The 23,212-nt window shown below is 71.5% G+C and carries 17 protein-coding genes; 7 read left to right on the forward strand and 10 right to left on the reverse strand.

Annotation, left to right across the window (positions count from 1 at the left end; translation table 11 throughout):
- The first annotated feature begins 5 nt into the window (after positions 1-5).
- On the forward strand, positions 6-1,574 hold the full coding sequence (locus ABZV42_RS08110; protein ID WP_356051221.1) for an FMN-binding glutamate synthase family protein: 1,569 nt from the start codon (positions 6-8) through the stop codon (positions 1,572-1,574).
- 30 nt (positions 1,575-1,604) lie between these two features.
- Here ABZV42_RS08110 and ABZV42_RS08115 read toward each other — a convergent pair whose 3' ends face one another.
- Both ABZV42_RS08115 and ABZV42_RS08120 read right to left on the reverse strand, forming a co-directional pair.
- On the reverse strand, positions 1,605-2,867 hold the full coding sequence (locus ABZV42_RS08115; RefSeq protein WP_356051224.1) for an arginine deiminase: 1,263 nt from the start codon (positions 2,865-2,867) through the stop codon (positions 1,605-1,607).
- Positions 2,868-2,901: 34 nt separating this feature from the next.
- Positions 2,902-4,320 (reverse strand): basic amino acid/polyamine antiporter, encoded by a 1,419-nt coding sequence (locus ABZV42_RS08120; protein ID WP_355980329.1) that lies wholly within the window; start codon positions 4,318-4,320, stop codon positions 2,902-2,904.
- A gap of 207 nt (positions 4,321-4,527) precedes the next feature.
- Between ABZV42_RS08120 and ABZV42_RS08125 the strand changes: the two genes are divergently transcribed.
- The 3 genes from ABZV42_RS08125 (at position 4,528) to ABZV42_RS08135 (ending at position 8,121) form a co-directional block, all read left to right on the forward strand.
- On the forward strand, positions 4,528-5,541 hold the full coding sequence (locus ABZV42_RS08125; protein WP_356051226.1) for a Gfo/Idh/MocA family oxidoreductase: 1,014 nt from the start codon (positions 4,528-4,530) through the stop codon (positions 5,539-5,541).
- Between the two features lie 148 nt (positions 5,542-5,689).
- Positions 5,690-6,373, forward strand: coding sequence for a TetR/AcrR family transcriptional regulator (locus ABZV42_RS08130; RefSeq protein WP_355980335.1), 684 nt, complete (start codon positions 5,690-5,692; stop codon positions 6,371-6,373).
- A 281-nt stretch (positions 6,374-6,654) separates the two neighbouring features.
- Complete coding sequence (locus ABZV42_RS08135; protein ID WP_355980338.1) at positions 6,655-8,121, forward strand: SpoIIE family protein phosphatase; 1,467 nt, start codon at positions 6,655-6,657, stop codon at positions 8,119-8,121.
- Positions 8,122-8,212: 91 nt separating this feature from the next.
- On the opposite strand, the gene ABZV42_RS08140 is transcribed toward ABZV42_RS08135, so the two are convergent.
- Both ABZV42_RS08140 and ABZV42_RS08145 read right to left on the reverse strand, forming a co-directional pair.
- Positions 8,213-9,712: a hypothetical protein gene (locus ABZV42_RS08140; protein WP_356051228.1), complete on the reverse strand. Its 1,500-nt coding sequence runs from the start codon at positions 9,710-9,712 to the stop codon at positions 8,213-8,215.
- Between the two features lie 59 nt (positions 9,713-9,771).
- The gene (locus ABZV42_RS08145; RefSeq protein ID WP_158997174.1) at positions 9,772-9,945 is read right to left on the reverse strand and encodes a hypothetical protein; all 174 of its coding nucleotides are present in this window, start codon (positions 9,943-9,945) and stop codon (positions 9,772-9,774) included.
- Here ABZV42_RS08145 and ABZV42_RS08150 point away from each other — a divergent pair.
- From ABZV42_RS08150 to ABZV42_RS08160, 3 genes are all read left to right on the forward strand, one after another.
- On the forward strand, positions 9,944-11,083 hold the full coding sequence (locus tag ABZV42_RS08150; RefSeq protein ID WP_355980346.1) for an aminoglycoside phosphotransferase family protein: 1,140 nt from the start codon (positions 9,944-9,946) through the stop codon (positions 11,081-11,083). The genes ABZV42_RS08145 and ABZV42_RS08150 overlap by 2 nt on opposite strands.
- 262 nt (positions 11,084-11,345) lie before the next feature.
- On the forward strand, positions 11,346-13,316 hold the full coding sequence (locus ABZV42_RS08155) for a peptidoglycan recognition family protein (protein ID WP_356051230.1): 1,971 nt from the start codon (positions 11,346-11,348) through the stop codon (positions 13,314-13,316).
- Positions 13,317-13,523: 207 nt separating this feature from the next.
- A complete protein-coding gene (locus ABZV42_RS08160; RefSeq protein WP_356051232.1) occupies positions 13,524-15,839 on the forward strand; it encodes a PAS domain S-box protein in 2,316 nt (771 codons plus the stop codon).
- A 21-nt stretch (positions 15,840-15,860) separates the two neighbouring features.
- Here the strand turns inward: ABZV42_RS08160 and ABZV42_RS08165 are convergent, their stop codons facing one another.
- From ABZV42_RS08165 to ABZV42_RS08190, 6 genes are all read right to left on the reverse strand, one after another.
- Positions 15,861-16,358, reverse strand: coding sequence for a hypothetical protein (locus ABZV42_RS08165; RefSeq protein ID WP_326789595.1), 498 nt, complete (start codon positions 16,356-16,358; stop codon positions 15,861-15,863).
- A gap of 173 nt (positions 16,359-16,531) precedes the next feature.
- Positions 16,532-19,426: an AAA family ATPase gene (locus ABZV42_RS08170; RefSeq protein ID WP_356051234.1), complete on the reverse strand. Its 2,895-nt coding sequence runs from the start codon at positions 19,424-19,426 to the stop codon at positions 16,532-16,534.
- Positions 19,427-19,665: 239 nt separating this feature from the next.
- The gene (locus ABZV42_RS08175) at positions 19,666-19,908 is read right to left on the reverse strand and encodes a DUF397 domain-containing protein (RefSeq protein WP_355980355.1); all 243 of its coding nucleotides are present in this window, start codon (positions 19,906-19,908) and stop codon (positions 19,666-19,668) included.
- An 83-nt stretch (positions 19,909-19,991) separates the two neighbouring features.
- Entirely contained in the window at positions 19,992-21,158 is a 1,167-nt protein-coding gene (locus ABZV42_RS08180) for a thiolase domain-containing protein (protein WP_355980358.1), read from the reverse strand.
- A complete protein-coding gene (locus tag ABZV42_RS08185) occupies positions 21,155-22,210 on the reverse strand; it encodes a thiolase domain-containing protein (RefSeq protein WP_356051236.1) in 1,056 nt (351 codons plus the stop codon). The genes ABZV42_RS08180 and ABZV42_RS08185 overlap by 4 nt, the downstream gene beginning before the upstream one ends.
- On the reverse strand, positions 22,211-23,152 hold the full coding sequence (locus tag ABZV42_RS08190; protein WP_355980364.1) for an OB-fold domain-containing protein: 942 nt from the start codon (positions 23,150-23,152) through the stop codon (positions 22,211-22,213). It lies immediately after the preceding gene.
- Between the last annotated feature and the right edge of the window lie 60 nt (positions 23,153-23,212).

Genomic DNA, 23,212 nt, shown 5'->3' on the forward strand with positions numbered 1-23,212 from the left:
GCCGGATGCTCCCACTGCTGCTCGTCGCCCTCGGTGCCGCCGGGGCGCTGCTCCTCACGGGCGCCGTCTCGCCCTGGTGGTGGTGCGCGGCCGGTCCGCTGCTGGCGCTGACCGCGCTCGGCGGCCTCGACCTGGCGCAGCGCCGCCACTCCGTGCTGCGCAACTATCCGCTGCTGGGCCATCTGCGCTTCCTCATGGAGGCGCTGCGCCCGGAGCTCCAGCAGTACTTCGTCGAGCGCAACTTCGACGGGCGGCCCTACGACCGGAGCGTGCGCACCATCGTGTACGAGCGGGCCAAGGGGGTCGAGGCCGAGGAGCCGTTCGGCACGGAGCGTGACGTGTACGTGGACGGCTACGAGTTCCTGGAGCCGTCGATGCGCCCGGTCGAGGTGCCGGACGAGCCGCCGGTCGTCCGGGTGGGCGGCCCCGACTGCACCCAGCCGTACGAGATGTCGCTGCTCAACGTCTCGGCGATGAGCTTCGGAGCGCTGTCGGCGAACGCCGTCGTGGCTCTCAACAGGGGTGCTGCGCTGGGGGGTTTCGCGCACGACACCGGCGAGGGCGGTCTGTCGGACCACCATCTGCGGGGTGGCGGTGACCTCGTATGGGAGATCGGCACGGGGTACTTCGGGTGCCGTACCCCCGAAGGGGACTTCGAGGAAAGGGAGTTCGCGGACAAGGCGGCGCTGCCCGAGGTGAAGTGCCTGTCGCTGAAGCTCTCCCAGGGAGCGAAGCCGGGGTTCGGCGGTGTGCTGCCCGGGGCGAAGGTGAACGCGGAGATCGCGCTGGCCCGCGGTGTGCCCGAGGGCGCGACGGTGGTGTCGCCCCCGTATCACCGAGTGTTCTCGACCCCGAGGGAACTGGTGCGGTTCATCGCGCGGATGCGTGAACTGGCGGGCGGCAAGCCGACCGGCTTCAAGCTCTGTGTGGGCTCGCGTCGTCAGTTCCTGGCCGTGTGCAAGGCGATGCTCGCCGAGGGGGTGACACCCGACTTCATCGTCGTGGACGGCTCGGAGGGCGGGACGGGGGCGGCTCCCCTGGAGTTCGCGGACAACATCGGTACGCCGCTGACCGAGGGTCTGATCACGGTGCACAACGCGCTGGTCGGCGCCGGGCTGCGCGACCGGGTACGGATCGGCGCGAGCGGCAAGGTCGCGACCGGCTCGGACATCGTCAAACGCCTTCTCCAGGGCGCCGACTACACCAACGCGGCCCGGGCGATGATGTTCGCCGTCGGCTGTGTGCAGGCCCAGCGGTGTCACACGAACAAGTGCCCGGTCGGTGTGGCGACCCAGGATCCGCGCCGGGTGCGTGCGCTGGACGTGGCCGACAAGTCCGAGCGGGTGCTGCGCTACCACCGGGCCACCGTGCGCGGTGCGAGCCAGATCATGGCCGCGATGGGGGTGCGGGATCCCGGCGAGCTCACGCCCCACCGGCTGCTGCGGCGCATCGGACCGACGACAGTGAAGTCCTACGCCGAGCTGTACGAGTGGCTCGCGCCCGGGGTGCTGCTCGCCGAGCCGCCGTCGGCCTGGGCGGCGGACTGGGCCGGCGCCGATCCCGACTCGTTCTGAGCCGCCGGACGGCGGGGCCCGCGCCGGGCGTCAGAAGTCGACGGGGTCCCGCACGATGGGGCAGGTCATGCAGTGGCCGCCGCCGCGTCCCCGCCCCAGCTCGGACCCGACGATGGTGATGACCTCCACGCCCGCCTTGCGCAGCAGGGTGTTGGTCTGGGTGTTGCGGTCGTAGGTGAACACCACGCCCGGCTCCAGGGCGACGGCGTTGTTGCCGCTGTCCCACTGCTGCCGTTCGGAGGCGTACACGTCGCCGCCGGTCTCGACGACCCGCAGTTCGGGCAGGCCCAGCGCCCCGGCGACGACATCGGTGAAGGCGCGTGAGCCCTCGTCGGTGAGTTCGACCCCGGGGGCCTTGTCGCTCGGCCGCAGGGAGAACGTGTGCACCGCGTTCATGATGGCCGGATACAGGGTGACCAGGTCGCGGTCGGCGAAGGTGAAGACCGTGTCGAGGTGCATCGCGGAGCGCAGTTTCGGCATGCCCGCGACGACGATGTGCTCGGCCGCGCCGTTGCGGAACAGGGCGGCCGCGACCTGGCTGATGGCCTGGCGCGAGGTGCGCTCGCTCATGCCCATGAGGACGACGCCGTTGCCGACCGGCATGATGTCGCCGCCCTCGAACGTGGCCTGGCCCCAGGATAGTTCGGGGTCGCCCCACCACACCTTGGAGTCCACGAAGTCGGGGTGGAAGGAGTAGACGGCCTTCATCAGGAGGGTCTCGTCGTGCCGGGCGGGCCAGTAGAGGGGATTGAGGGTCAGGCCCCCGTAGAGCCAGCAGGTGGTGTCGCGGGTGTAGAGGGTGTTGGGCAGCGGCGGCATGAGGTATTCGCGCACGCCGGTGGATTCGCGGGCCAGGGAGAGGTAGCCGGTGCGGAACTCGTCGGGCAGGTCCGCGGTGGAGAGTCCGCCGATCAGGTACTCGGCGAGGGCGGGGGGTTCGAGGGATTCCAGGAAGGCCCGGGTGCTGTCGACGAGTCCGAGCCCGACCTCGTTCGGGGTGATCTTCCGGTCGAGGAGCCAGTCCTTCGCCACGGGCAGGGCCATCGTCTGCGCGAGCAGGTCGTGCAGTTCCACGACCTCAACCCCGCGCCCCCGCAGCTTGTTGACGAAGTCGGCGTGGTCGCGCTGGGCGTTCCCCACCCACATCACGTCGTCGAAGAGGAGGTCGTCGGCGTTGGTCGGGGTGAGCCGGCGGTGGGCGAGGCCGGGTGCGCAGACCAGGACCTTGCGGAGCGTGCCGACCTCGGAGTGAACGCCGTACGCCGGGCGGCCGGCGGTGTCCTGACTGGTCACGGTGTGCCTTTCTCCGGGGCCTGGGGCCGACGGTTCACAGACTGATCCAGCCCAGCGCCAGGGCGACGATCCCGGTGACGGCACCGGCGACCGAGACGACGAGGATGACCAGTTCGCGGGGCGAGAACGGTGTCCTGCCCTGCTCACGCCGCGCCATCACGAACAGCACGGTGGCGGGCGCGTAGATGATGAAGGAGACGAGGAGGTACTTCAGTCCGGCCGCGTAGAGGAGGAAGGCGGTGTAGACGGTGGCGAGCGCGGCGACGACGAGGTCGCTCCCGAACCGGCGCCGGGCGATCTTCAGGGCGAAGCCGGCCGCCAGCAGGAACGGGATCAGTGTCAGGGCGCTGGTCAGGTCGAGCGCGAAGTTGAAGGCGTCGTCCGAGAACAGGGTGACGACGAGGACCACCTGGGTGAGCAGGGTGGTCAGCAGCAGCGCGGGCACGGGCACGTCGGCGCGCGTGGCGCGGGCCAGGAAGCGGGGCATGTCCTCGTCCTTGGCCGCGACGAACAGCACTTCGGCCGCCATCAGCGTCCAGGCGAGGTAGGCGCCGAGCACCGAGACGATGAGCCCGACACTGACGAAGACCTGTCCCCAGGTGCCGACCGCGCTCTCCAGGACTCCGGCCATCGAGGGCTGCCTGAGCTCGGCGATCTCGCCCATGGGCAGGAGCCCGTACGACACGATCGTGACCGAGGCGAAGATGGCGAACACACTGAGGAAACCGAGGATGGTGGCGCGGCCCACGTCCTCGCGGCGCTGGGCGTGCCGGGAGTAGACGCTCGCCCCCTCGACGCCGAGGAAGACGAAGACCGTGGCCAGCATGGTGCCCTTGACCTGCTCGAAGAGCGAGCCGGCGTAGTCGGCGCCGGCCCAGTTCTCGGCGAAGACATGGGGCTTCAGGTAGAAGAGCGCGAGGACGACGAAGACGAGGATCGGCACGACCTTGGCGACGGTGACGATCCGGTTGATGGCCGCCGCCTCCTTCACCCCGCGCCGGATGAGGAGGAAGAAGGCCCACAGGCAGACCGAGGAGAGCACGACGGCGAGGACGGTGTCCCCGTCGCCGAGCGCGGGCGCGATGGCACCGATCGTCGACATGATGAGCACCCAGTAGGTGACGTTGCCGACGCAGGCACTGGCCCAGTAGCCGAAGGCCGAGAAGAATCCGAGGTACTCGCCGAAACCGGCCTTGGCGTACGCGTAGACGCCCGCGTCGAGGTCGGGTCTGCTGATCGCGAGCCGCTGGAAGACGAAGGCGAGCATCAGCATGCCGGTACCGGCGACGGCCCAGGCGATCAGCGCGCCCGCCACACCCGTCTCCTGGGCGAACCGCCGAGGGAGGGAGAACACCCCTGCGCCGACCATGGAGCCGACGACCATCATCGTGAGGGTGACCAGGGTCAGCTTGGCGGCCGGTGCCGCCTCGGGCTCTGTGTCGACCTGCGTCATGGGTGTCCTGCCGGAGACGGGCATCGCGGTGCGCCACCGCGATACGGGCAACGCCGTCCGGCGACTTGAGCGACATTAACAATCAATTGCCTTGAATGCCCGATAAGGGAACCCCTTGCGGGTGCTGCGTTCCGGATCCCTCCGGCCGACAATCGGATCACCGGGACGGATCGCCCCGGGAAGAGTCGTCGGAGAGGTGCGCACCGCGTGAGTGAGCTGTTGGGTGTGGCGGTACTGGGTGCCGGACACATGGGAGCCGACCATGTACGCCGCTTGGACCGGGCGGTGAGCGGCGCCAGGGTCGCCGCCGTGGCGGATCCCGACACCGGTCGCGCCCAGGAGGCCGCGGCCGGCATCGACGGTGCGTCGGTCCACACCGAGGCGGCGGCCGCGCTCGACGCGCCCGGGGTGGAGGCCGTACTGATCGCCTCCCCAGGCCCCGCGCACGAGGAGGCCCTGCTCGCCGCGTTCGCCCGGGGCCTGCCGGTGCTGTGCGAGAAGCCGCTGGTGCCGGAGTCGGCCGGGGCGCTGCGGGTGATGGAGGCGGAGGTGCGGCTCGGGCGGCGGCTGACGCAGGTCGGGTTCATGCGCCGGTACGACGCCGAGTACCGGCGTCTCAAGTCGCTGCTGGACAGTGGCCGGCTGGGCCGCCCGCTGATGCTGCACTGCACTCACCGCAACGTCTCCTCGCCGCCCGGCTTCACCTCGGCGATGCTGGTCAACAGTTCCGTCTCGCACGAGATCGACGCCGCGCGCTGGCTGCTGGGGCAGGAGCTGACGGCGGTGACCGTGCTGCGCCCCGGGTCGTCCTCCACCGCGCCCGAGGGGCTGATCGACCCTCAGTTCGTCCTCTTCGAGACGGCCGACGGCGCCCTGGTCGACGTCGAGGTCTTCGTGAACTGCGGGTTCGGCTACCAGGTGGCGTGCGAGGCGGTGTGCGAGTCGGGGAGCGCGCGGATCGGGGACGAGCGCTCCATGGCCGTGACGACGGCGGGCGCCCGGCACGACGAGGTGGCGCAGGACTATCTCGTACGCTTCGCCGACGCCTACGACCGCGAGGTCCAGGCCTGGGTGGACGCCACTCGGGCCGGCCGGGTCACCGGGCCCGGGATCTGGGACGGGTACGCGGCCTCCGCCGTCGCCGAGGCGGGAGTCCGGGCACTGGAGAGCGGTGCCCGGGTGGCCGTCGAACTCGCCCCGCGCCCGGATCTCTACGCCTGACCGGGCCACCGGCCCACCGGCGACGGACGGACGCGGGCGGCGGGGCGCCCGCTCCCTGGCGCCTGGGGTCATCTTGTTACTCACTGTCGCGAGTGTGATAGGTTCTAACACACCTGGCCTTCGCAAACCGACACGAAGAGGCGACGACATGGCCGCAGAAACCCGGACCGGGACCGGCCCGCGCGACCGGTTCCGCGCACAGGTGCGCCAGGAGGTGAAGACGGCGGCACTGCGCCAGCTCGCCGAGGGCGGCCCGGAGGCGCTGTCGCTCAACGCGATCGCCAAGCAGCTGGGCATGACGGGCCCCGCGCTCTACCGCTACTTCGCCAACCGCGACAGCCTGCTGACCGAACTCGTCGTCGACGCCTACGGGGACCTGGCGTCGGCCCTCGCCGGTGCCGCCGAGGCCGGCCCGGGCGACCCCGCCGGCCGCCTGACCGGACTGGTCCATGCCTACCGGGCCTGGGCGCTGGCCGAGCCGCACCGCTACCGCCTGCTCTTCCGTGCCCCGCTCCAGGGGTACGACGCCCAGGCCTCGCGCCTGGTCGAGGCCTCGCAGTCCGCCATGACCGTACTCCTGGACGCGGTGGGCGCGCTGGCCGCCGAGCCGGAGCCGCGGGAACCGCGAGGCGCGGCGGCGCAGTTCCAGGAGTGGCGGGAGCGGCACGGCTTCGAGGACGTACCGGAGGCCGTCGCCGCGCGCGCCACGATGCTGTGGGCCCATCTGCACGGCATGGCCGCCCTGGAGATCGAGGGCAACTTCGCCTCGATGGGCATTGATCCGTCCTATCTGTACGACGCCGAGGTGGCGGACTTCGCACGCTCCCTCTGAACGCGCTCCGGGCACTCGCACACCTGACCCTCGAACAGCAGAATGAAGGCGCCGCGCGACACCGTCCCTGCCCCTCAAGTCACGTACGGTCTCTACGACTTGACCCCGGACGACGACTACCGCATCGGGACCGGTCACCCACTCCGGGAGGACTGCGGCATATACCAGAAGCACGCCCGTATCGGGTGTTGCCAAATCCCTTACAGCGCGTCGCGGGCTGTGCGACAGTCGTAGCGGTCCTTCCCTCACCGAGGTCGTACCGTCCCGCATCGGAGTACGTCATGCCACCCCATCTCTCTGCGGACCGCTCAGCCGCCCAGCCGCCCAGCCGCGGCACGGTCGACGCGCTCATCTCGCAGACGCGGCGCCTGCGCGGCGAGGTGGACGCCGTACGGCGTGAGGCACCCGCGGACGAGGAGGACCCGCACGGTCGCTGGCAGCGCGCGCTGTGCAATCTCGCTCTGCATCAACTGAACGACCTGGACTCGCACTTGGCACAGTTGCGGGACGGCCCGTCGGAGGCGCCCGTCCCACCGGTGGCCCCCGCCGCCGGCCGGACCGCGACGGCCGCGCCCCGGCCGGGCTCACTGCTGAGCCGGGTCGGCAGCGCCGAGTGGAACCTGCTGACGGACGAGGCCAGTTGGTCCGGTGAGCTCTACCAGATCCTGGGCCGCGACGCCGCCGCTCCCCCGCTCACTCTCGACGAACTGCCCTCGCTGGTCCTGGACGAGGACCGGCCGATGCTGACGACGATGGTCACCGACTGCCTCATCGACGCCAAGCCCATCGACGGGGAATTCCGCATCACGCGCCCCGACGGCTCAGTGCGGACCGTGCACATGATGGGTGAGCCCGTACTCGACCCCGACGGCAGCACCGCGTCGATGTGGGCCGTGCTGCGCGACGTCAGCGAACTGCGCCGCAGCCAGCGGACGGTGGGCGAGACCGGCGAATCCCTCCAGCGCCGGCAGCACGTCGCGCAGACCGAGCACCGGCTCGCTCTCGAACTCCAGGAGGCCGTACTGCCGCCCTGGCGCGGCTCCCTGCGTTTCCCGCGCCAGGGACCCCGGGCGCTGGACGTGGCGGCTCACTACCTCCCGTCGTCGGCCGGCGCGCCGATCGGGGGCAACTGGTACGACGCTCTCGAACTCCCCGACGGCGAGACCTTGTTGAGCGTCGGCGATCTGACCGGCCATGGGGTCACCGCGACGTCGGGCATGGCGATGCTGCTCGGCGCCCTGCGCGGGATGGCGGTCGCGGGCACCCGGCCCGGTCAACTCCTCTCCTGGCTCAATCAGTTGCTCGACGTCACCGTCCAGCCCGCCCTGGGCAGCGCCGTCTGCTGCCGCTACCTCCCGGCGACCCGCACCCTCAGCTGGGCCCAGGCAGGACACCCCGCCCCGCTGCTGTACCGCGACGGGACGGGGCGCACGCTGACCGCACCGGACGGCGTGCTGCTGGGAGCCACCTCCGGAGCCGTCTACGGGCAGGCCGAGGAAAGCCTCCGCGTGGGCGACCTGCTGCTCCTGCGCACCGAGGGCCTGATCCCCCGGCGTTCACAGGCCCAGCGCCCGGACGAGGCCGAGGGCGAGGGCGGAGTGGCGGCCGTCCAGAGGCTGCTCGACCTGGCCCCACGCTTCGGCGAGGCCCGTACGGCCCAGGACTGTATTCGGATGGTTGTCGAGGAGTTCGGCGGAGCCGAGCGCGAGGACGACGCCTGCGTGCTCATCGCCCGGATCGGGTCCTGACGGCGACCGACGCCGTTGTCAGCCGAGCCGCCGAGTCGCGGCGGGCGCCGAACACCCGCCCGCGCGAGGAGGCATGAAGGAAGCAAGCCCCCTAGACGCGCGCGCTGTCGCCGCGCCTGGGCTTGAGCGAACCCTTCGGCAGCGCGAGTTTGATCTGCTCCCGCAGATCGCTGATCTTCGGATAGCTGGAGTACTGCCCGGTGAGCCGGTACATCTCGCGCAGCCGGTCCCAGGTGCGATGGGAGGAGTTGGAGCCCATCGACGTCAGGGCCAGTCGCGCGTAGCGGTCGGCCTGTTCGGGATCGTCGGCGATGAAGCAGGCCGACGCGAGCGAGATGTGGTCGAAGATCTTCGACCGGTCCCGCCCCGACTCCCGCAGCTTCAGCGCTTCCTTGGCGTGCCGCTGCGCGGTCGCCGCGGCGGCCGGCTCGTGCTCGGCCAGGGTGCGGTAGGCGAGCGCCTGCATGCCGTGCATGTCGGCCTCGTCGAACAACTGCATCCAGCTGGGCGGCGGTACGTCACCGCGGTCGGAGACGAACAGGTCCTCCGCCATGCCCAGGGTGCGTCGCATGGCCTGGCCCTTGCCCATGGACGCCTGCGCCCAGGCCTCGATGGTGTGCAGCATCGCCCGCGTACGCGGCAGCACCTCGTCGCCGGAACCGGACTTGGCGAGCTTCATGAGGTCGAGCGCGTCGTCGGGCCGGCCCAGGTGCACCATCTGGCGGGCCGCCCGGGAGAGCGCCTCCCCCGCGCGAGGCCGGTCGCCGCCCTCGCGGGCCGCGTGGGCCGCGATGACGAAGTACTTCTGCGCCGTGGGTTCGAGGCCGACGTCGTGCGACATCCAGCCCGCGAGGACGGCGAGGTTGGCGGCGACGCCCCACAGGCGCCGCTGTAGATGATCGGGGTGCCGGTAGGAGAGCATGCCTCCCACTTCGTTGAGCTGGCCCACCACGGCCTTGCGTTGCAGCCCGCCGCCGCGGGCCGCGTCCCAGGCCCGGAACACCTCGACGGAGCGCTCCAGTTCCTCGATCTCCTGCGACCCGATGGGGGCGGCCTCATAGCGGTCGAACCCGGCGGGGTCGGCGTGCAGGGGGTCTTCGAACTGCGGAGCGTCGGCCGCGAGGGCCGGATCGTTGCGGAGCCAGTCGTGCATGGCAGGGCTGAGTGCGGATCCCGCGGCGAGCGCGGCACCCGCGCCCACCAAGCCGCGTCGGTTGAGCATGAGGTCCATTCCCGTGAATTCGGTGAGGACCGCGGCGGTTCGGTCGGGCGCCCACGGCAGCACATCGGGATGTTCCACACTCCCGTCGCCTTGCCGTTTCCCCGTACGCCCGTGCCTGACCAGACCGAGGTCCTCGATGGTCACGACACGGCCGAGACGCTCGGTGAACAGAGCCGCCATCACCCGCGGCACCGGATCGCGCGGGATCTCTCCCATGTCGATCCACCGCCGCACCCGCGAGGTGTCCGTCGCCAGCTGGGGGTGGCCCATGGCCGCCGCCTGCCGGTTGACCAGCCTCGCGAGTTCACCCTTGGACCAGCCGGCCAGGCCGAACAGGTCCGACAGACGGGTGTTGGGTTGTCCGTTCACGTCAAGCCCCCAGGTTCTCGGCTGATTTCGACAGTAACCGCCTGTCAGTTGCTGAGCGACTATTCGCCAGGGTTCGCCAGGGTGCGCCAGATGGTGTGCCAGTGGACGTCGGGTGTCAGGTAGGAACGCGCCACCCCGACCCGGTTGCCAGGGACATTCCCCAGGATGAACCAGGCGGCCGGGGCGGGCAGCGCGGCAACTTGCAGGCACACGAAGGGATCTGTTTCGCCCATGTACACAGCATCGTCCTCCGTGTCCGCTCCGCCCCGGTCGTTGTACCCCCGCCCGGTGGGCAGCGGCCCTTATCTCGACCCCGCACGTCAGGCGGCCCCCGTACTCGGTGCCGGCCGGACACGGCGCGTGCCGGGGCTCGGCACCCAACCGCTCAGCGGGAGACTCGACTTGTCCGGCCCCCAGGGCGCCCAGCTGCGCACGGCGATCGCGTCGGTGCACCGGATCTGCCCGGAGTTCGCCCCGGTGCAGGTGCTGCGCCGCAGCGGACGCTCCGTGCTCCTCGTCGGCACGACGGGACGCAGCACGGCGGTCGCCAAGTGTTTACTGGATCCCTCCCCCGTCTGGGCCGAGCGGATCCGGCACGAAATAGCTGCATACCGTCTGTTCGTCCGGCACCGCCCGCCTGTTCGGGTGCCCCGGCTGATCGCGGCGGACCCGGACAACTGCACACTGGTGATCGAGCGCATGCCGGGCCGCGTGGCCGCGCTCCAGCGCCACCCCGTCGAGGCCCCACCCCGCACGGACATCCGCGCCGCGCTGAGCGCCATCTGCCGGCTGAACGCCTGGCGCCCGCCGGCCGGGACCTTCAACGCCCCGCTCGACTACGCGGAACGGATCTCCCGCTTCCATGAGCTGGGGCTGCTCACCGACCGCGACATGGGCGACCTCCAGAAGCTCGTGCACGGCATCGCGACGTCCTCCGGCCGCCAGGGCATGGGGCAGTTCTGCCACGGCGACGCCCTCCTGTCGAACATCCTTCTCTCACCGGCCGGTCCAGTGCTGGTGGACTGGGAGCACGCGGGCTGGTATCTGCCGGGCTACGACCTGGCGACGCTGTGGGCGGTCCTCGGCGACGCTCCCGTGGCGCGCCGTCAGATCAGCCAGCTCGCGCAGTCGGCAGGTCCGGCGGCACGGGACGCCTTCCTGGTGAACCTGATGATCGTCCTGACCCGCGAGATCCGTACGTACGAGATGGCCGTGCAGCGCTCCCTGCACGACGCGGCCCCGGCGGCAGCGGGCCCGGCGCACCCGGCTGCCGTGCCGTCCGGCGAGGAACAGCGGCTGCTGCTCAGGCGGCTGCACGACGACTGCCAGCTGGCCCGCCGGGCCGTACGCGCGGCGGTCGGCACTCGCTGAAGGGGGACGGAGGTCCGCGCTGCCGCCGCCTCACCGGCTCGGCGCGGACCTCCCTCATGCACGGCCCGACGACCGGAGCATTGGTCCATGCCACTGACGCCCCGCAGGCCGGGAGGCCGTCGCCACGAAACCACTTCACCCCACGCTGACATGGGAAATCGCCTCTTCCTGCGCATGATTGACGGATCGTCGAAGAGCCGGTAGCACTGACGCGTTCGGCTCTCGCTCGCCCCACCGCGCCCGACCGTCCCAGGAGGCTGCATTGCACCGGTCCGCCACCGAACCCAGGAGCACCACCAGGCACAGACGCGCGCGCAGATCCGCGGGAGCCGTCGCCTCGGCGGCGCTGCTGCTGCCGCTGCTCGGCGCGGCCCCTTCGAGCGCGGCCGGGGAGGTGCCCGCGAGCGGGTTGCAGCGGGCGTTCGCCGCCGCGGCCGACGAGTACCACGTTCCGCAGAGCGTGCTGCTCGCCGTTTCCTATCTCCAGTCCCGCTGGGACACACACGCCGGGGCCCCGAGCGTCACCGGCGGCTACGGTCCCATGCACCTGACCGACGCCCGCACGGCGATCGCCGCGACCCCGCATCACAGCGACGGCACGGAGGACTCCCGCGGCGACAGCTCGCGCCGCGCCCTCCTGCCCGACACACAGGTGCCCGCGAACTCCCAGCTGCCGACCCGGTTCAAGACACTGACGAAGGCCGCCGGTCTCACCGGCCTGCCGGCGGAGACCCTGCGCACCGACGCCACGGCGAACGTCGCCGGCGGCGCCGCGCTCCTGGCCGCCGCGCAGCGGGACCTGGGCGAGCCGCTGAGCGACGACGCCTCCGACTGGTACGCAGCGGTGGCACGCTTCTCGGGAGCGGACGACAGCACCACCGCGGCGACCTACGCCGACGACGCGTACGACGTGATGCGTACCGGTGAGCGACGCACCACGGACGCGGGCCAGCAGGTGACGCTCACCGCTCAGCCGGGGCTCAGCCCCGACACCGCGCAGCTGCGCCGCGCGGGACTGCGGACGGTCTCCGCCGACGGCACGGAATGCCCGCGGACCGTGTCCTGCGAGTGGATCCCGGCCCCGTACGCGGAGTTCGGCGACGGCGACTACGGCAACCACGACCTCGGCGACCGGCCCGCGTCGCAGAGCATCAAGTACATCGTCATCCATGACACGGAAGGCACCTGGGACGGTGTGCTGAACCTCGTCCAGGACCCGACCTATGTGTCGTGGAACTACACCCTGCGCTCGACCGACGGGCACATCGCCCAGCATGTGAAGGCCAAGGACGTGGCCTGGCACGCGGGCAACTGGTACATCAACGCGAAGTCGATCGGCCTGGAGCACGAGGGCTTCCTCACCGCGCCCGACACCTGGTACACCGAGGAGATGTACCGGGCCTCGGCCCGTCTGGTGCGCTACCTCGCCCGGAAGTACGACATCCCGCTGGACCGCCAGCACATCCTCGGGCACGACAACGTGCCGGGGCCCACGACCTCCACCATCCCGGGCATGCACACGGACCCGGGCCCGTACTGGGACTGGCAGCACTACTTCACGCTTCTCGGGCACCCGTTCCACCGCACGTTCGGCAAGGTCGGCGGCCTGGTGACCGTACTGCCCGACTTCGACGCGAACCAGCCGCTGTACACGGGCTGTGTCACCAAGGGCGAGCCCTGCGCGGCGCACGGATCGAGCGAGGTGCGCCTCTACTCCCAGCCGGACGAGAGCTCGCCGCTGATCCAGGACATCGGCCTGTATCCCAAGGGCGACGCCTCGACGACCGGCGTGAACGACGTCGCCTCGCGTGTCTCCACCGGGCAGCGGTACGCGTTCGCCGGCAGGGACGGCGACTGGACGGCGATCTGGTACCTGGGCCGGAAGGCCTGGTTCGAGAACCCGCGCGAGCAGCCGACCGCGGTGCGGGCGTCGGGTCCTGCGGTGACGCCCAAGGAGGGTCTGGCGGAGATCCCCGTGTACGGCAGGGCGTACCCGGAGAAGGAGGCGTACCCGGCGGGCGTTCCCGTCCAGGCCGTCTCGCCCCTGCCCTACAAGATCCTCGCCGGCCAGCGCTACGCGGCCGGTGACAAGGTGCCCGGCGAGTACTTCTACGCGCCGACCTTCGACACGGCCCCGCACCGGGTCGTGATCGGTACGGACATGTACTACGAGATCCAGTACGGGCACCGGGTGGAGTTCGTGCGGGCGGCGGACGTGGACCTGGTTCCGTAGTCCGTCGGGCGGTTCGGGGCCGGGTCCGTGCGAGGCGGGCCCGGCGTCCGGACGGCTGAAGACAATGACACCGGCAACCGACCAGGGAAAGTGCCGTCGAGAACAGGTTCGGCCGTGGTCCACCCAGTTAACGACATGTAACCGCGCCCCAGCTCTCCGTACGCTCTGATGGGCCGTTCACGCAACACGGCACACCCTGGGGCGGGCATGGGCAACTTCGTCAATGAGACTTCAACGCGGCCGGCGGGTGCGGCGGCCCCCCGGCGGTGCGAGTGCGGGGGTGAGCCGCGCAACTACGCACCGGCGGGAGCGGAGGAAAGGTTTCGAGGTCTGCTGGAAGCCGCGCCCGACGCCATGGTCATCGTCGACGACACCGGCACCATCAGACTCGTCAACGCCCAGACCGAGGCCCTCTTCGGCTACACCCGTGAGGAGCTTCTGGGCCACCCCGTGGAACTCCTCGTCCCGGGCCGCTTCCGCGCCCACCACACCTTCCACCGCGACGGGTACACCGACAACCGCCAGGTGCGCCCGATGGGCGCGGAACTCGAACTGCACGGCCTGCGCAAGGACGGCACCGAGTTCCCTGTCGAGATCAGTCTCAGCCCGCTGGAGACCAGCGACGGGCTTCTCGTCTCCGCCGCCGTCCGCGACGTCAGCGACCGCAAAGCCGCCGAGGAAAGGTTTCGGGGTCTGCTGGAGGCCGCGCCCGACGCCATGGTCATCGTCGACGACACCGGCACCATCAGACTCGTCAACGCCCAGACCGAGGCCCTCTTCGGCTACCGGCGCGAGGAACTTCTCGGTCACCCCGTCGAACTCCTCGTGCCCGGCCGCTTCCACGCCCATCACCACGGTCACCGCAAGGGCTACTCCGACAACCGCCAGGTGCGCCCCATGGGCGCCGGACTCGAACTCCACGGCCTGCGCAAGGACGGCACCGAGTTCCCCGTCGAGATCAGTCTCAGCCCGCTGGAGACCACCGACGGGCTCCTCGTCTCCGCCGCCGTCCGTGACGTCAGCGAGCGCAAGCGCGCCGAGGCCCGCATCAACGAACTGGCCGGTCTCGTGGAGTCCTCGCAGGACGCGATCCTCGCGAAGACCCTGGACGGTCACATCACCTACTGGAACGCGGCGGCGCAACGGCTGTACGGCTACTCACGCACCGAGGTGATGGGCAAGCACGTGTCCCTGCTCGCGACCGTGGAGCGGCGCGGCGAGATCGACCTGCTGCTCGACCGGCTGCGCAGCGGTGAGAAGGTCGAGCATTTCGAGACCCTGCGGCTGACCCGCTCGGGGGCCCTGCTGGACGTGGACATCACGCTGTGGCCGACCCGTGACGCGGACGGCACGGTTATCGGCGCGTGCGCGATCGTCCGGGACATCAGCGACCGCAAGAAGGCCGAGGCGGAGCTGACCTTCCTCTACGAGCAGCAGCGGCACATCGCGCTCACACTCCAGCGCAGTCTCATGGGCACCCCGCCCGCCATCCCCGGTCTGACCACCGCGAGCCGCTACCGGCCGGCCACGCAGGGAGCGGGGGTGGGCGGTGACTGGTTCGACCTGATCCCGCTGGGAGCCGGCCGGGTCGGGGTGCTGATCGGTGATGTGATGGGCCGCGGTCTGGACGCCGCCGCCGTGATGGGCCAGCTGCGCTCGGCCGCGCACGCCCTGGCCAAGACCGGTATGCAGCCACGCCAGTTGATGCAGGCCCTGGAGGCCGTGGTCGGCGATCTGGATGTGCCCGACCAGCTCGTGACCTGCTGCTATCTGGTGATCTCCGCCGACGCGGGCGAGGTGACGGTCTGCTCGGCCGGGCATCTGCCGACCCTGGTCGCCACGCCCGCCGGCGCCCGGCCACTCCCCGCGCCGGTGAACGCGCCACTCGGTGTCGGCGGCATCCTCTACGAGCAGGCGACCTCGGTTGTCCCGCCCGGGGCGACGCTCGTCCTGTACACCGACGGTCTCATCGAGACACCCGGCAGTGACATCGAGGATCAGCTCACCGAGCTCACCACCACACTCACGGACCTGTTCGCCGAGGCGCCCGATCTTGAGGACGCCGCCGACCATGTGCTGTCCGCGCTGCTGCCCGACAGCAACGGTCACAACGACGACGTCACGCTGCTGCTCACCCGGCTCCCCGAGGGGCCCCTGGCCACCGTCAACACCGACCTGCCCGCGGCGCCCGAATCGGTGCCGGAGGGCCGCGCCTTCCTGAGCAAGGCGCTGACCGCCTGGGACTGCATTCCCGCCACGGACGACGCCCGGCTCCTGCTCTCCGAGGTGCTCACCAACGCCGTGCAGCACGCCCAGGGACCCATCGGCCTGCATCTGTGCCGCAGCGCGACCGATCTGACCGTGGAGATCAGCGACCGCAGCCCGCATCTGCCGCAGCCCCGTACGGCCGGTGAGAACGAGGAGTCGGGACGCGGGCTGATCCTGGTCCGCGCGCTCGCCGACAACTGGGGCGTACGTCCCACCGACGTGGGCAAGACGACCTGGTTCACCCTCAAACTCTGACGCCCGGCGGGGAGTTCGGCCTCAGCCCTGCTGGAAGAGTTCCGCCGGGAGCGGCTTCAGCAGCGCGTACAGGTCGTCGGTGATCGGACGGTCCCAGGCGGCGATGGTCACCAGGACGTTGTCGCTGCGGTCGAACTGGACGCAGGAGATACGGGTCTCGGAGAGCTTCAGCCGGCGCACGATCAGGAGGTTGTCACCCTGCATCACCGGCATGTCCTCGGTCCCGGTGACGGTGACCTCCTCGTTGTTCTCCAGCGCGATGAGCAGCTGGGCCACCTCGAAGGGGACCTCGTTCTCGGCGACGTCCCGGGCCTGCGAGCCCTCGGGCAGGTTGCCGATGATCATCGCGGGACCGCGGCCGCCGAACAGGTCGTAGCGCAGGAAGACGCCCTGGCAGCTGCCGTCGGGGGCGGGCAGCAGGCCCGCGCCGAGATTGCCGGGCCAGTCGCCCGGATCCATGGCCAGAACATCGAACTCGGGCCCGGCGGGCGTGGCGCTGCGGCGGCGGAGGAAGGACATGCCGCAATGGTACGTGCACGGGCGCGTACCGGGCCCCACGGGAGGCGTCCGCAGCGGGCCGCGGGCGCTGTGCGTGCGGGCCCGCGGGTGCCGCGTGTAGCGGGGGCCCGGCGCTGTGTGTGCCGGGCCCCGCTAGTGCTGCGTGTGCCGGAGTGCGGGGCGGCCCGCCGGCGTCAGGACGTGGCTGCCTGGTCTCCCAGTGCCGCCGCCAGTCCTCTGCGGTCGGTGCCGACCTTGCGGTACACCGCCGACAGGAGCCGGGTGACGGCGTGCTCGTCGATGTGCAGTTCCTCGGCGATCTGGGCCGGGGTCCGGTCCCGGGCGGTGAGCGCGGCGGCGGTGCGCTCGCGGGCGGTGAGGGTGTCCGTCTCGGTGCTGTGCAGACGGCGCGGCCGCAGTCCCGCCGAGGCCAGCTCGTCACGGGCGTCCTCGATCAGGCCGTCGGCACCGCACTGCACCGCCGCGTCGAGCCCGCGGTAGAGGTGCTCCGAGGCCTCCCTCGGGCGTCCGGCGCGGCGCAGCTCGGTGCCCAGGGCGACCAGGGAACAGGCCAGTTCGTAGGCGGCCGGGGAACGCTCCAGATGTCCGACGGACTCTTCGAGGAGCTGGACGCGGTCCGGTCCTGGCGAGACCTCGGCGGCGACGCGCAGGGCCTGGCCGATCGCGGAGGGGGCGCCGTACAGGCGGGCGCGGTTCACCGCTTCGAGTGCCGTGGCGACGGCCCGCTCCAGGGCGTCGTGGCTTTCGGCGTGGGCCAGGTGGAGCTGCCACGGGCACCAGGCGGGGTTGCGCATGCCGCGCGCGTCGAGGCGGCGGCCGGCGGAGGCGAGCTCGGTGGCGGCGTCCTTGACGAGACCTCGGGCGAGGAGGAGTTCGCCGTACACGGTCTGGGCGTCGGGGAAGGTGACGGCGGCCGAGAAGGGTGCGTGGAAGGCGTAGGCCTCGCCGGTGCGCGCGGCCTCCTCGACCTGGCCCCGGGCGAGCAGGACCTGGATGAGGGTGCCCACCGCGTACCAATGGACGGGCGTGCCCGGTCCGACGCGTTCGGCGAGCCTGAGGCCCGCGCGGACGAAGTCCTCGGCCTCGGCGAGACGGCCGCGGCGGAAGCGCACGTATCCGAGGATCGTGTAGCCGAAGGAGAGGTGGGCACCGTGCCAGCCCTGGGATTCGAAGTCGGCGATCCCGGTGGCGAAGAGTTCTTCGGTCCGGCCCGGACGGTCGGCGTACATGAAGGTCATGGCGACCAGGACCGGGACCTCGAAGCCGCGGTCGGCCTCGGCCCAGCCGAGGCCGCCGGCCAGGGCGCGCTCGGCGTGGTGGAGGGCGACGGGAGCGGGTTCGCCGCGCAGGGTGGCGTCCCAGGCGCGCAGTCCGATGACATAGCGCTCGGTGAGGTCGTGGCCGGTGAGCCGGTCGGCGAGACGGGCGAGCCGCCTGGACCGGACGGGCGAGTCGGGTTCGTCGGCGCGGAAGGCGTCCCACATGAACTGCTCGGACTGCATGCGCAGGCGTACCCGGGCGTCGCCGGTGACCGGGATCTCGCGGGCGAGGGTTTCGGAGGCCTCGGCGAGACGGTCGCTGTGCGCGAGCACCTGCGAGAGCCGGTAGACGATGTTGTGGCGCAGCTCGGGGTCGGTGATCGGTTCCTCGAGGGCGGCGCGCAGATGATTGACCGTGGTCGTCGGTTCGGTGAGCAGGGAGGCGCAGCCCAGTTCGTACAGGACGGCCGCGCGGTCCTCGAAGGGCGGCGGTTCGCGCAGGGCGCGGGCGAGGTAGCGGCGGGCGGCGTCGGGGGCTCCGGCGCGCTGGGTCTCGCGGGCCGCGGCGCGCAGTTGCTGGACGATCCAGGTGTCGCCGTCCGGGTGGGTCTCCATGAGATGGCGGGCGGCGGCGGCAGGGCCGAGGCCTTCGTCGATCACGCACCAGGCGGCCTGGCCGTGCAGGGCGACGCGGACGCTGCCGGGGATGTCGCGGTAGACGGCGGTGGCGATCAGCGGGTGGACGAATTCGAGGGGGTCGGCGCCGGTGAGGATGCGGGCGGTGCGCAGGGCGTCCGCCGCGTCGGCGGCCTCTTCCGAGCCGAGGCCAGCGACGGCGGCGGCGAGGGTGGGGTGGATCTCGGTGCCGAGCACGGCGCAGGCCCAGGCGAAGCGGACGGTCGCGGTGCCGAGGCGTTCCAGGCGGGCGACGATGCCGCTGCCCTTGACGGCGGCGGCGAGGTCGCGCAGGAGGTGCGCTCCGTCCTCGGTCGGGGTGAGGCCGCGGTCGAGGACCTTGGCGGTCAGCTCGACGGCCTCGAAGGGGTTGCCCGCGGTGACCGCCCAGCACTCGCGGCAGAACGCGTCGTCGGCCTGGGTGCCGAGGTCTTCCCTGACGAGCCTGGCGACGGCCGCGGCGCTGAGCGGTTCGAGGCCGATGGGGCGCTGTCCGGCACGACCGGGCAGTCCCCTGAACGCCTCGGCGTGCTCGGGGAGTTCGTCGGGGCGGTAGGCGACGACGAGGAGCAGGGGGAGTTGCTCGGCGCGGGGCGCGAACGCGGCGAGCCAGCTCAGTGATTCGGCGTCGGCCCAGTGCGCGTCGTCCAGCAGGAGCACCATCGGGGCGCGCTGCACGGCGAGGTGGGTGAGCACCCAGTCGAGTCCGGCGCGCAGGCCCTGCTGGTCGGGCGGGGCGCCCTCGGACGGCGCGCAGAGGCCGAGCGCGGGGCCGACGATGGCGTACCAACTACCCAGGGAGACGCGGAGTTCGGCCTCGGAGTATCCGGCGAGCTGCGGCTGGAGGAGCTGCCGGGCGACATGGAAGGCGACGCGCTGCTCCTGTTCTCCGCCGCGCGCGCTCAGCACGGTGCAGCCCTTGGCCGCGGAGCGCCGGCGGACTTCCCCGAGGAGGGTCGTCTTGCCGATCCCGGCCCGGCCGGCGAAGGCGAGGAGCGCGCCGCGGGGGCGGCCCGGAGGCTCGCCGGGTTCCTGGCGCAGGCCGACAAGGTCGCTCAACGCCTCGTCGGCGGCTGAGAGTTCACCCTCGCGCTCGAAGAGCGTCCGACGGCTGCGAAGGCTGCGTTGCCCCATGATCACCCCCTGCCACGATCGCGCGTCCGCGCGGGAGCGGATGCGCACCGTGACCTTCAGGCACCTCAGCGTACGCCCCGATCATCCACGGGGCAGCCCGTTCGCACGCTCCTGGTCGGAACCTCTCGCACGACGGCGGCGCCGCGGGAGAGCCGGACGGCGGGCAGCCTCCCGGACGCGTGGACCCGGGCCGCCGCCCCTCCACGTCCGGGGGGCGGGACGGACCGGCGGTCCTCGCTCTAGGTCAGGTCGAACTCCCCCTCGCGGGCCCCCGATACGAACGCCCCCCACTCCGCGGGCGTGAAGATCAGGGAAGGGCTCTGCGGGCTCCCACTGTTGCGCATCGCGATGAAACCCTCGACGAAGGCGATCTGGACATCTCCACGCCCTCGGCTGCTGGACTGCCAGTCGGCGTTGCTGAGGTCCAGCTCCGGCTTGTCCCAGCCCGCGAGCGGGTGCTGCTCGATGGTGCTCTCGGCCACGTCCGTGCTCCTCCCGGTTCGTCGTCCGCGGCCAGCCTAGCGATCGGTCCGTGCCGCGCACAGGCCATGTGGGAGGGACGGTCTCAGGAGGTGGGCGGCGCGGCGCCGACCAGCCACATCGAGAAGAACTGGGATCCGCCGCCGTAGGCGTGGCCGAGCACCCTGCGAGCCCCGTCGACCTGGTGCTCTCCGGCCTGGCCGCGCACCTGGAGGGCCGCTTCCGCGAAGCGGATCATGCCGGAGGCGCCGATCGGATTGGTGGAGAGGACACCGCCCGACATGTTGACGGGCAGGTCGCCCTCCAGTTCGGTCACCCCCGACTCGGTGAGCTTCCATCCCTCGCCCTCGTCGGCGAAGCCGAGGTTCTCCAGCCACATGGGCTCGTACCAGGAGAAGGGCACGTACATCTCGACCGCGTCGATGTCGCGGCGGGGGTCCGCGATCCCGGCCTGGCGGTACACGTCGGCCGCGCAGTCCTTGCCGGCCTGGGGGGAGACGAAGTCCTTTCCGGCGAAGAGGGTGGGTTCGCTGCGCATCGCGCCGCCGTGCATCCAGGCGGGCGGGCGCGGTGAACGGGCCGCTCCCGCACGGTCGGTGAGGACCATCGCGCAGGCCCCGTCGGAGGAGGGGCAGGTCTCCGAGTAGCGGATCGGGTCCCAGAGCATGGGCGACGCCTGGACCTTCTCCAGGGTGATGTCGTGCTCGTGGAGGTGCGCGTAGGGGTTCTTCAGCGCGTTGCGGCGGTCCTTGTACGCGACGAGCGAGCCGACCGTGTCGGGTGCGCCGGTGCGCCGCATGTAGGCGCGTACGTGCGGGGCGAAGAATCCGCCGGCGCCGGCGAGCAGCGGCTGCTGGAAGGGGACGGGCAGGGAGAGGCCCCACATGGCGTTGGATTCGGACTGTTTTTCGTAGGCGAGGGTGAGGACCGTGCCGTGGACGCGGCCCGCGACGAGGTTGGCGGCGACGAGGGCGGTCGATCCTCCGACGGAGCCGGCCGTGTGCACCCTGAGCATCGGTTTGCCGACGGCGCCGAGGGCGTCGGCCAGGTACAGCTCGGGCATCATGACGCCCTCGAAGAAGTCGGGCGCCTTGCCGATGACGACGGCGTCGATGTCGGCCCACGTCAACTCGGCGTCGGCCAGTGCCCGTTGGGCGGCCTCGCGGACGAGTCCCGCGATGGACACGTCCCGGCGTGCCGCCACGTGCTTGGTCTGGCCGATACCCACGACGGCCACGGGCTCCTTGCTCATCGGGCGTCCCCCTCGAGTACGGCGACCAGGTTCTGCTGGAGGCAGGGGCCGGAGGTGGCGTGGGCGAGCGCCCGGTCCGACTCCCCGCGGTGGACACGTGCGGCGGCCTCGCCGATGCGGATGAGCCCCGCCGCCATGATCGGGTTGGCGGCGAGGGCGCCTCCCGAGGGGTTGACCCGCACGCCGGCGTCGAGTCGCAGCGCCTTGCGCAGGACGACTTCCTGGGAGGTGAAGGGTGCGTGCAACTCAGCCGTGTCGACGGGCCGTTCGAACGCGCCCGCCCGTTCGGCGGCCAGCCGTGCGGACGGTGAGTCGGTCAGGTCCCGTACACCGAGGGAGTGCGCCTCGATGCGGTGGTCGATGCCTCTGATCCAGGCGGGCCGCTCGCACAGTTCCCGGGCCCGGTCCCCCGCGGCGAGGATCACGGCGGCGGCACCGTCGCCGATGGGCGGGCAGTCGCCGGTGCGCAGCGGCCGTACGAGGTAGTCGCCGTGCGGCACCGAACCACGCAGCTGCGCGTGGGAGTTCGAGGTCGCGGAGGTACGGCTGCGGGCGGCGACGGAGGCCAGCTCCCCTTCGTCGGTCTCGCCCGCGTCGATGAGCGCCCGCGCCTGGAGCGCGGCGAGGGCGACCGAGTCGGGCCACAGCGGGGCCACGTAGTACGGGTCCAGCTGCCGGGTCAGGACGTCGCGTAGGGAGCCGGGCGAGGACTTGCCGTAGGAGTACACGAGCGCGGTGTCGGCGTCCCCGGTCAGCAGTTTGGTCCATGCCTCGTACAGCGCCCAGGCGCCGTCCATCTCGACGTGCGACTCGGAGATCGGGGGCCAGGCGCCCACTCCGTCGAGCGCCATGGTGAAGGAGAACGCGCGGCCGGCGAGGTAGTCGGAGGAGCCGGAGCAGGTGAAGCCGATGTCGCCGGCCCGCAGACCTGTCCGGTCGAGGACCTCGTGCAGGACCGGGAGCAGCATCTCCACCTCGGAGAGCTCGTCGGAGGTGCGCCGGTGGTCGCTCTGCGCGAAGGCGACGACGGCGATGTCCCTGATGGCCTCCATCTACAGCATCTCCTTGTACGTCTCGTAGTCCGCGTCCGGTTCTCCGGTGGGCCGGTAGTGGTCGGGATGGCGGCCGCCCTCGGACCACACGGGCTCCACGCGCAGGCCCATGCGGACCTCGTCGTAGGGGATGCCGCCGATCCGGCCGTGCAGCGCGAGTCCGGCGCCGTCGAGGGCGATGTGCGCGTATACGTAAGGGACTTCGATGTCGAGGTTCTTCGCCTTGATGTTGACGATGCAGTACGTGGTGACGGTGCCGCGCGGGCCGACCTCGACCTGTTCGGAGGTGGCCACCCCACAGGTGGGGCAGGCGCCCCTCGGCGGGACGTACACCTTTCGGCACGAGGGGCAGCGTTGGCCGACGGTCCGGCGCTCCGCGAGACCCGCCATGTAGGCGGTCTGGGCGCGGCCCGGCGAGTAGACGTAGTCGAGCCGCGCGGGGGCGACGATCCCGGTCACCATGTCCTCGAACAGGCCGTCGCGGCCCGTGGGTTGCACGGCCGCCCCCTCGTACGGCTCGAAGCAGGCGATGTCGGTGATCGCGCCGGAGCGCTCGGGGGCCCAGCGGACGCGCACGCGCATCCCGGTGCGCACGGCGTCGGGGCCGGAGGCGTCGAGGGCGTGCAGCAGGGCGGTGTCGGCTCCGTCGAGTCTGACCAGCACCCAGGCGAAGGGGGTTCCGAGGGGCTGGCCGCGCCGGGGTTCGTGGTTCCAGGCCCAGGTGGTGACGGTGCCGGTGGGGGCGACCTCGACGAGGTCGCGTAGCTCCTCGGCGGTGACGGGGTCGTACTCGACGGGCGGGACGAGGGTGCGTCCGTCGGCGGTCGTTACGCCGAGGACGACCCGCTCGCGCAGGCCCGTGAGGAAGGCGCTCTGCACGGGTCCGAGCGATCGGGTGAAGGGGAACTCGACGACGAGGGGGGCTTTGAGGACTTCGGGCATCCCGGATCTCTCCTTCCAAGGGCCGGACGTGGCCTGTCCGCTGCTCGGACAGGACGCGCC

It is taken from the genome of Streptomyces sp. NPDC005281, from assembly GCF_040607495.1.
Taxonomy (GTDB): domain Bacteria; phylum Actinomycetota; class Actinomycetes; order Streptomycetales; family Streptomycetaceae; genus Streptomyces.

Excerpts from the sequence above, each read along its gene's own strand:
- ABZV42_RS08145 (WP_158997174.1), bottom strand. The coding sequence starts at position 9,945 with ATGGGCGAAACAGATCCCTTCGTGTGCCTGCAAGTTGCCGCGCTGCCC.
- ABZV42_RS08180 (WP_355980358.1), bottom strand. The coding sequence starts at position 21,158 with ATGAGCAAGGAGCCCGTGGCCGTCGTGGGTATCGGCCAGACCAAGCAC.
- ABZV42_RS08130 (WP_355980335.1), top strand. The coding sequence starts at position 5,690 with ATGGCCGCAGAAACCCGGACCGGGACCGGCCCGCGCGACCGGTTCCGC.
- ABZV42_RS08160 (WP_356051232.1), top strand. The coding sequence starts at position 13,524 with ATGGGCAACTTCGTCAATGAGACTTCAACGCGGCCGGCGGGTGCGGCG.
- ABZV42_RS08165 (WP_326789595.1), bottom strand. The coding sequence starts at position 16,358 with ATGTCCTTCCTCCGCCGCCGCAGCGCCACGCCCGCCGGGCCCGAGTTC.
- ABZV42_RS08170 (WP_356051234.1), bottom strand. The coding sequence starts at position 19,426 with ATGGGGCAACGCAGCCTTCGCAGCCGTCGGACGCTCTTCGAGCGCGAG.
- ABZV42_RS08185 (WP_356051236.1), bottom strand. The coding sequence starts at position 22,210 with ATGGAGGCCATCAGGGACATCGCCGTCGTCGCCTTCGCGCAGAGCGAC.
- ABZV42_RS08110 (WP_356051221.1), top strand. The coding sequence starts at position 6 with ATGCTCCCACTGCTGCTCGTCGCCCTCGGTGCCGCCGGGGCGCTGCTC.
- ABZV42_RS08120 (WP_355980329.1), bottom strand. The coding sequence starts at position 4,320 with ATGACGCAGGTCGACACAGAGCCCGAGGCGGCACCGGCCGCCAAGCTG.
- ABZV42_RS08135 (WP_355980338.1), top strand. The coding sequence starts at position 6,655 with ATGCCACCCCATCTCTCTGCGGACCGCTCAGCCGCCCAGCCGCCCAGC.
- ABZV42_RS08190 (WP_355980364.1), bottom strand. The coding sequence starts at position 23,152 with ATGCCCGAAGTCCTCAAAGCCCCCCTCGTCGTCGAGTTCCCCTTCACC.
- ABZV42_RS08150 (WP_355980346.1), top strand. The coding sequence starts at position 9,944 with ATGTACACAGCATCGTCCTCCGTGTCCGCTCCGCCCCGGTCGTTGTAC.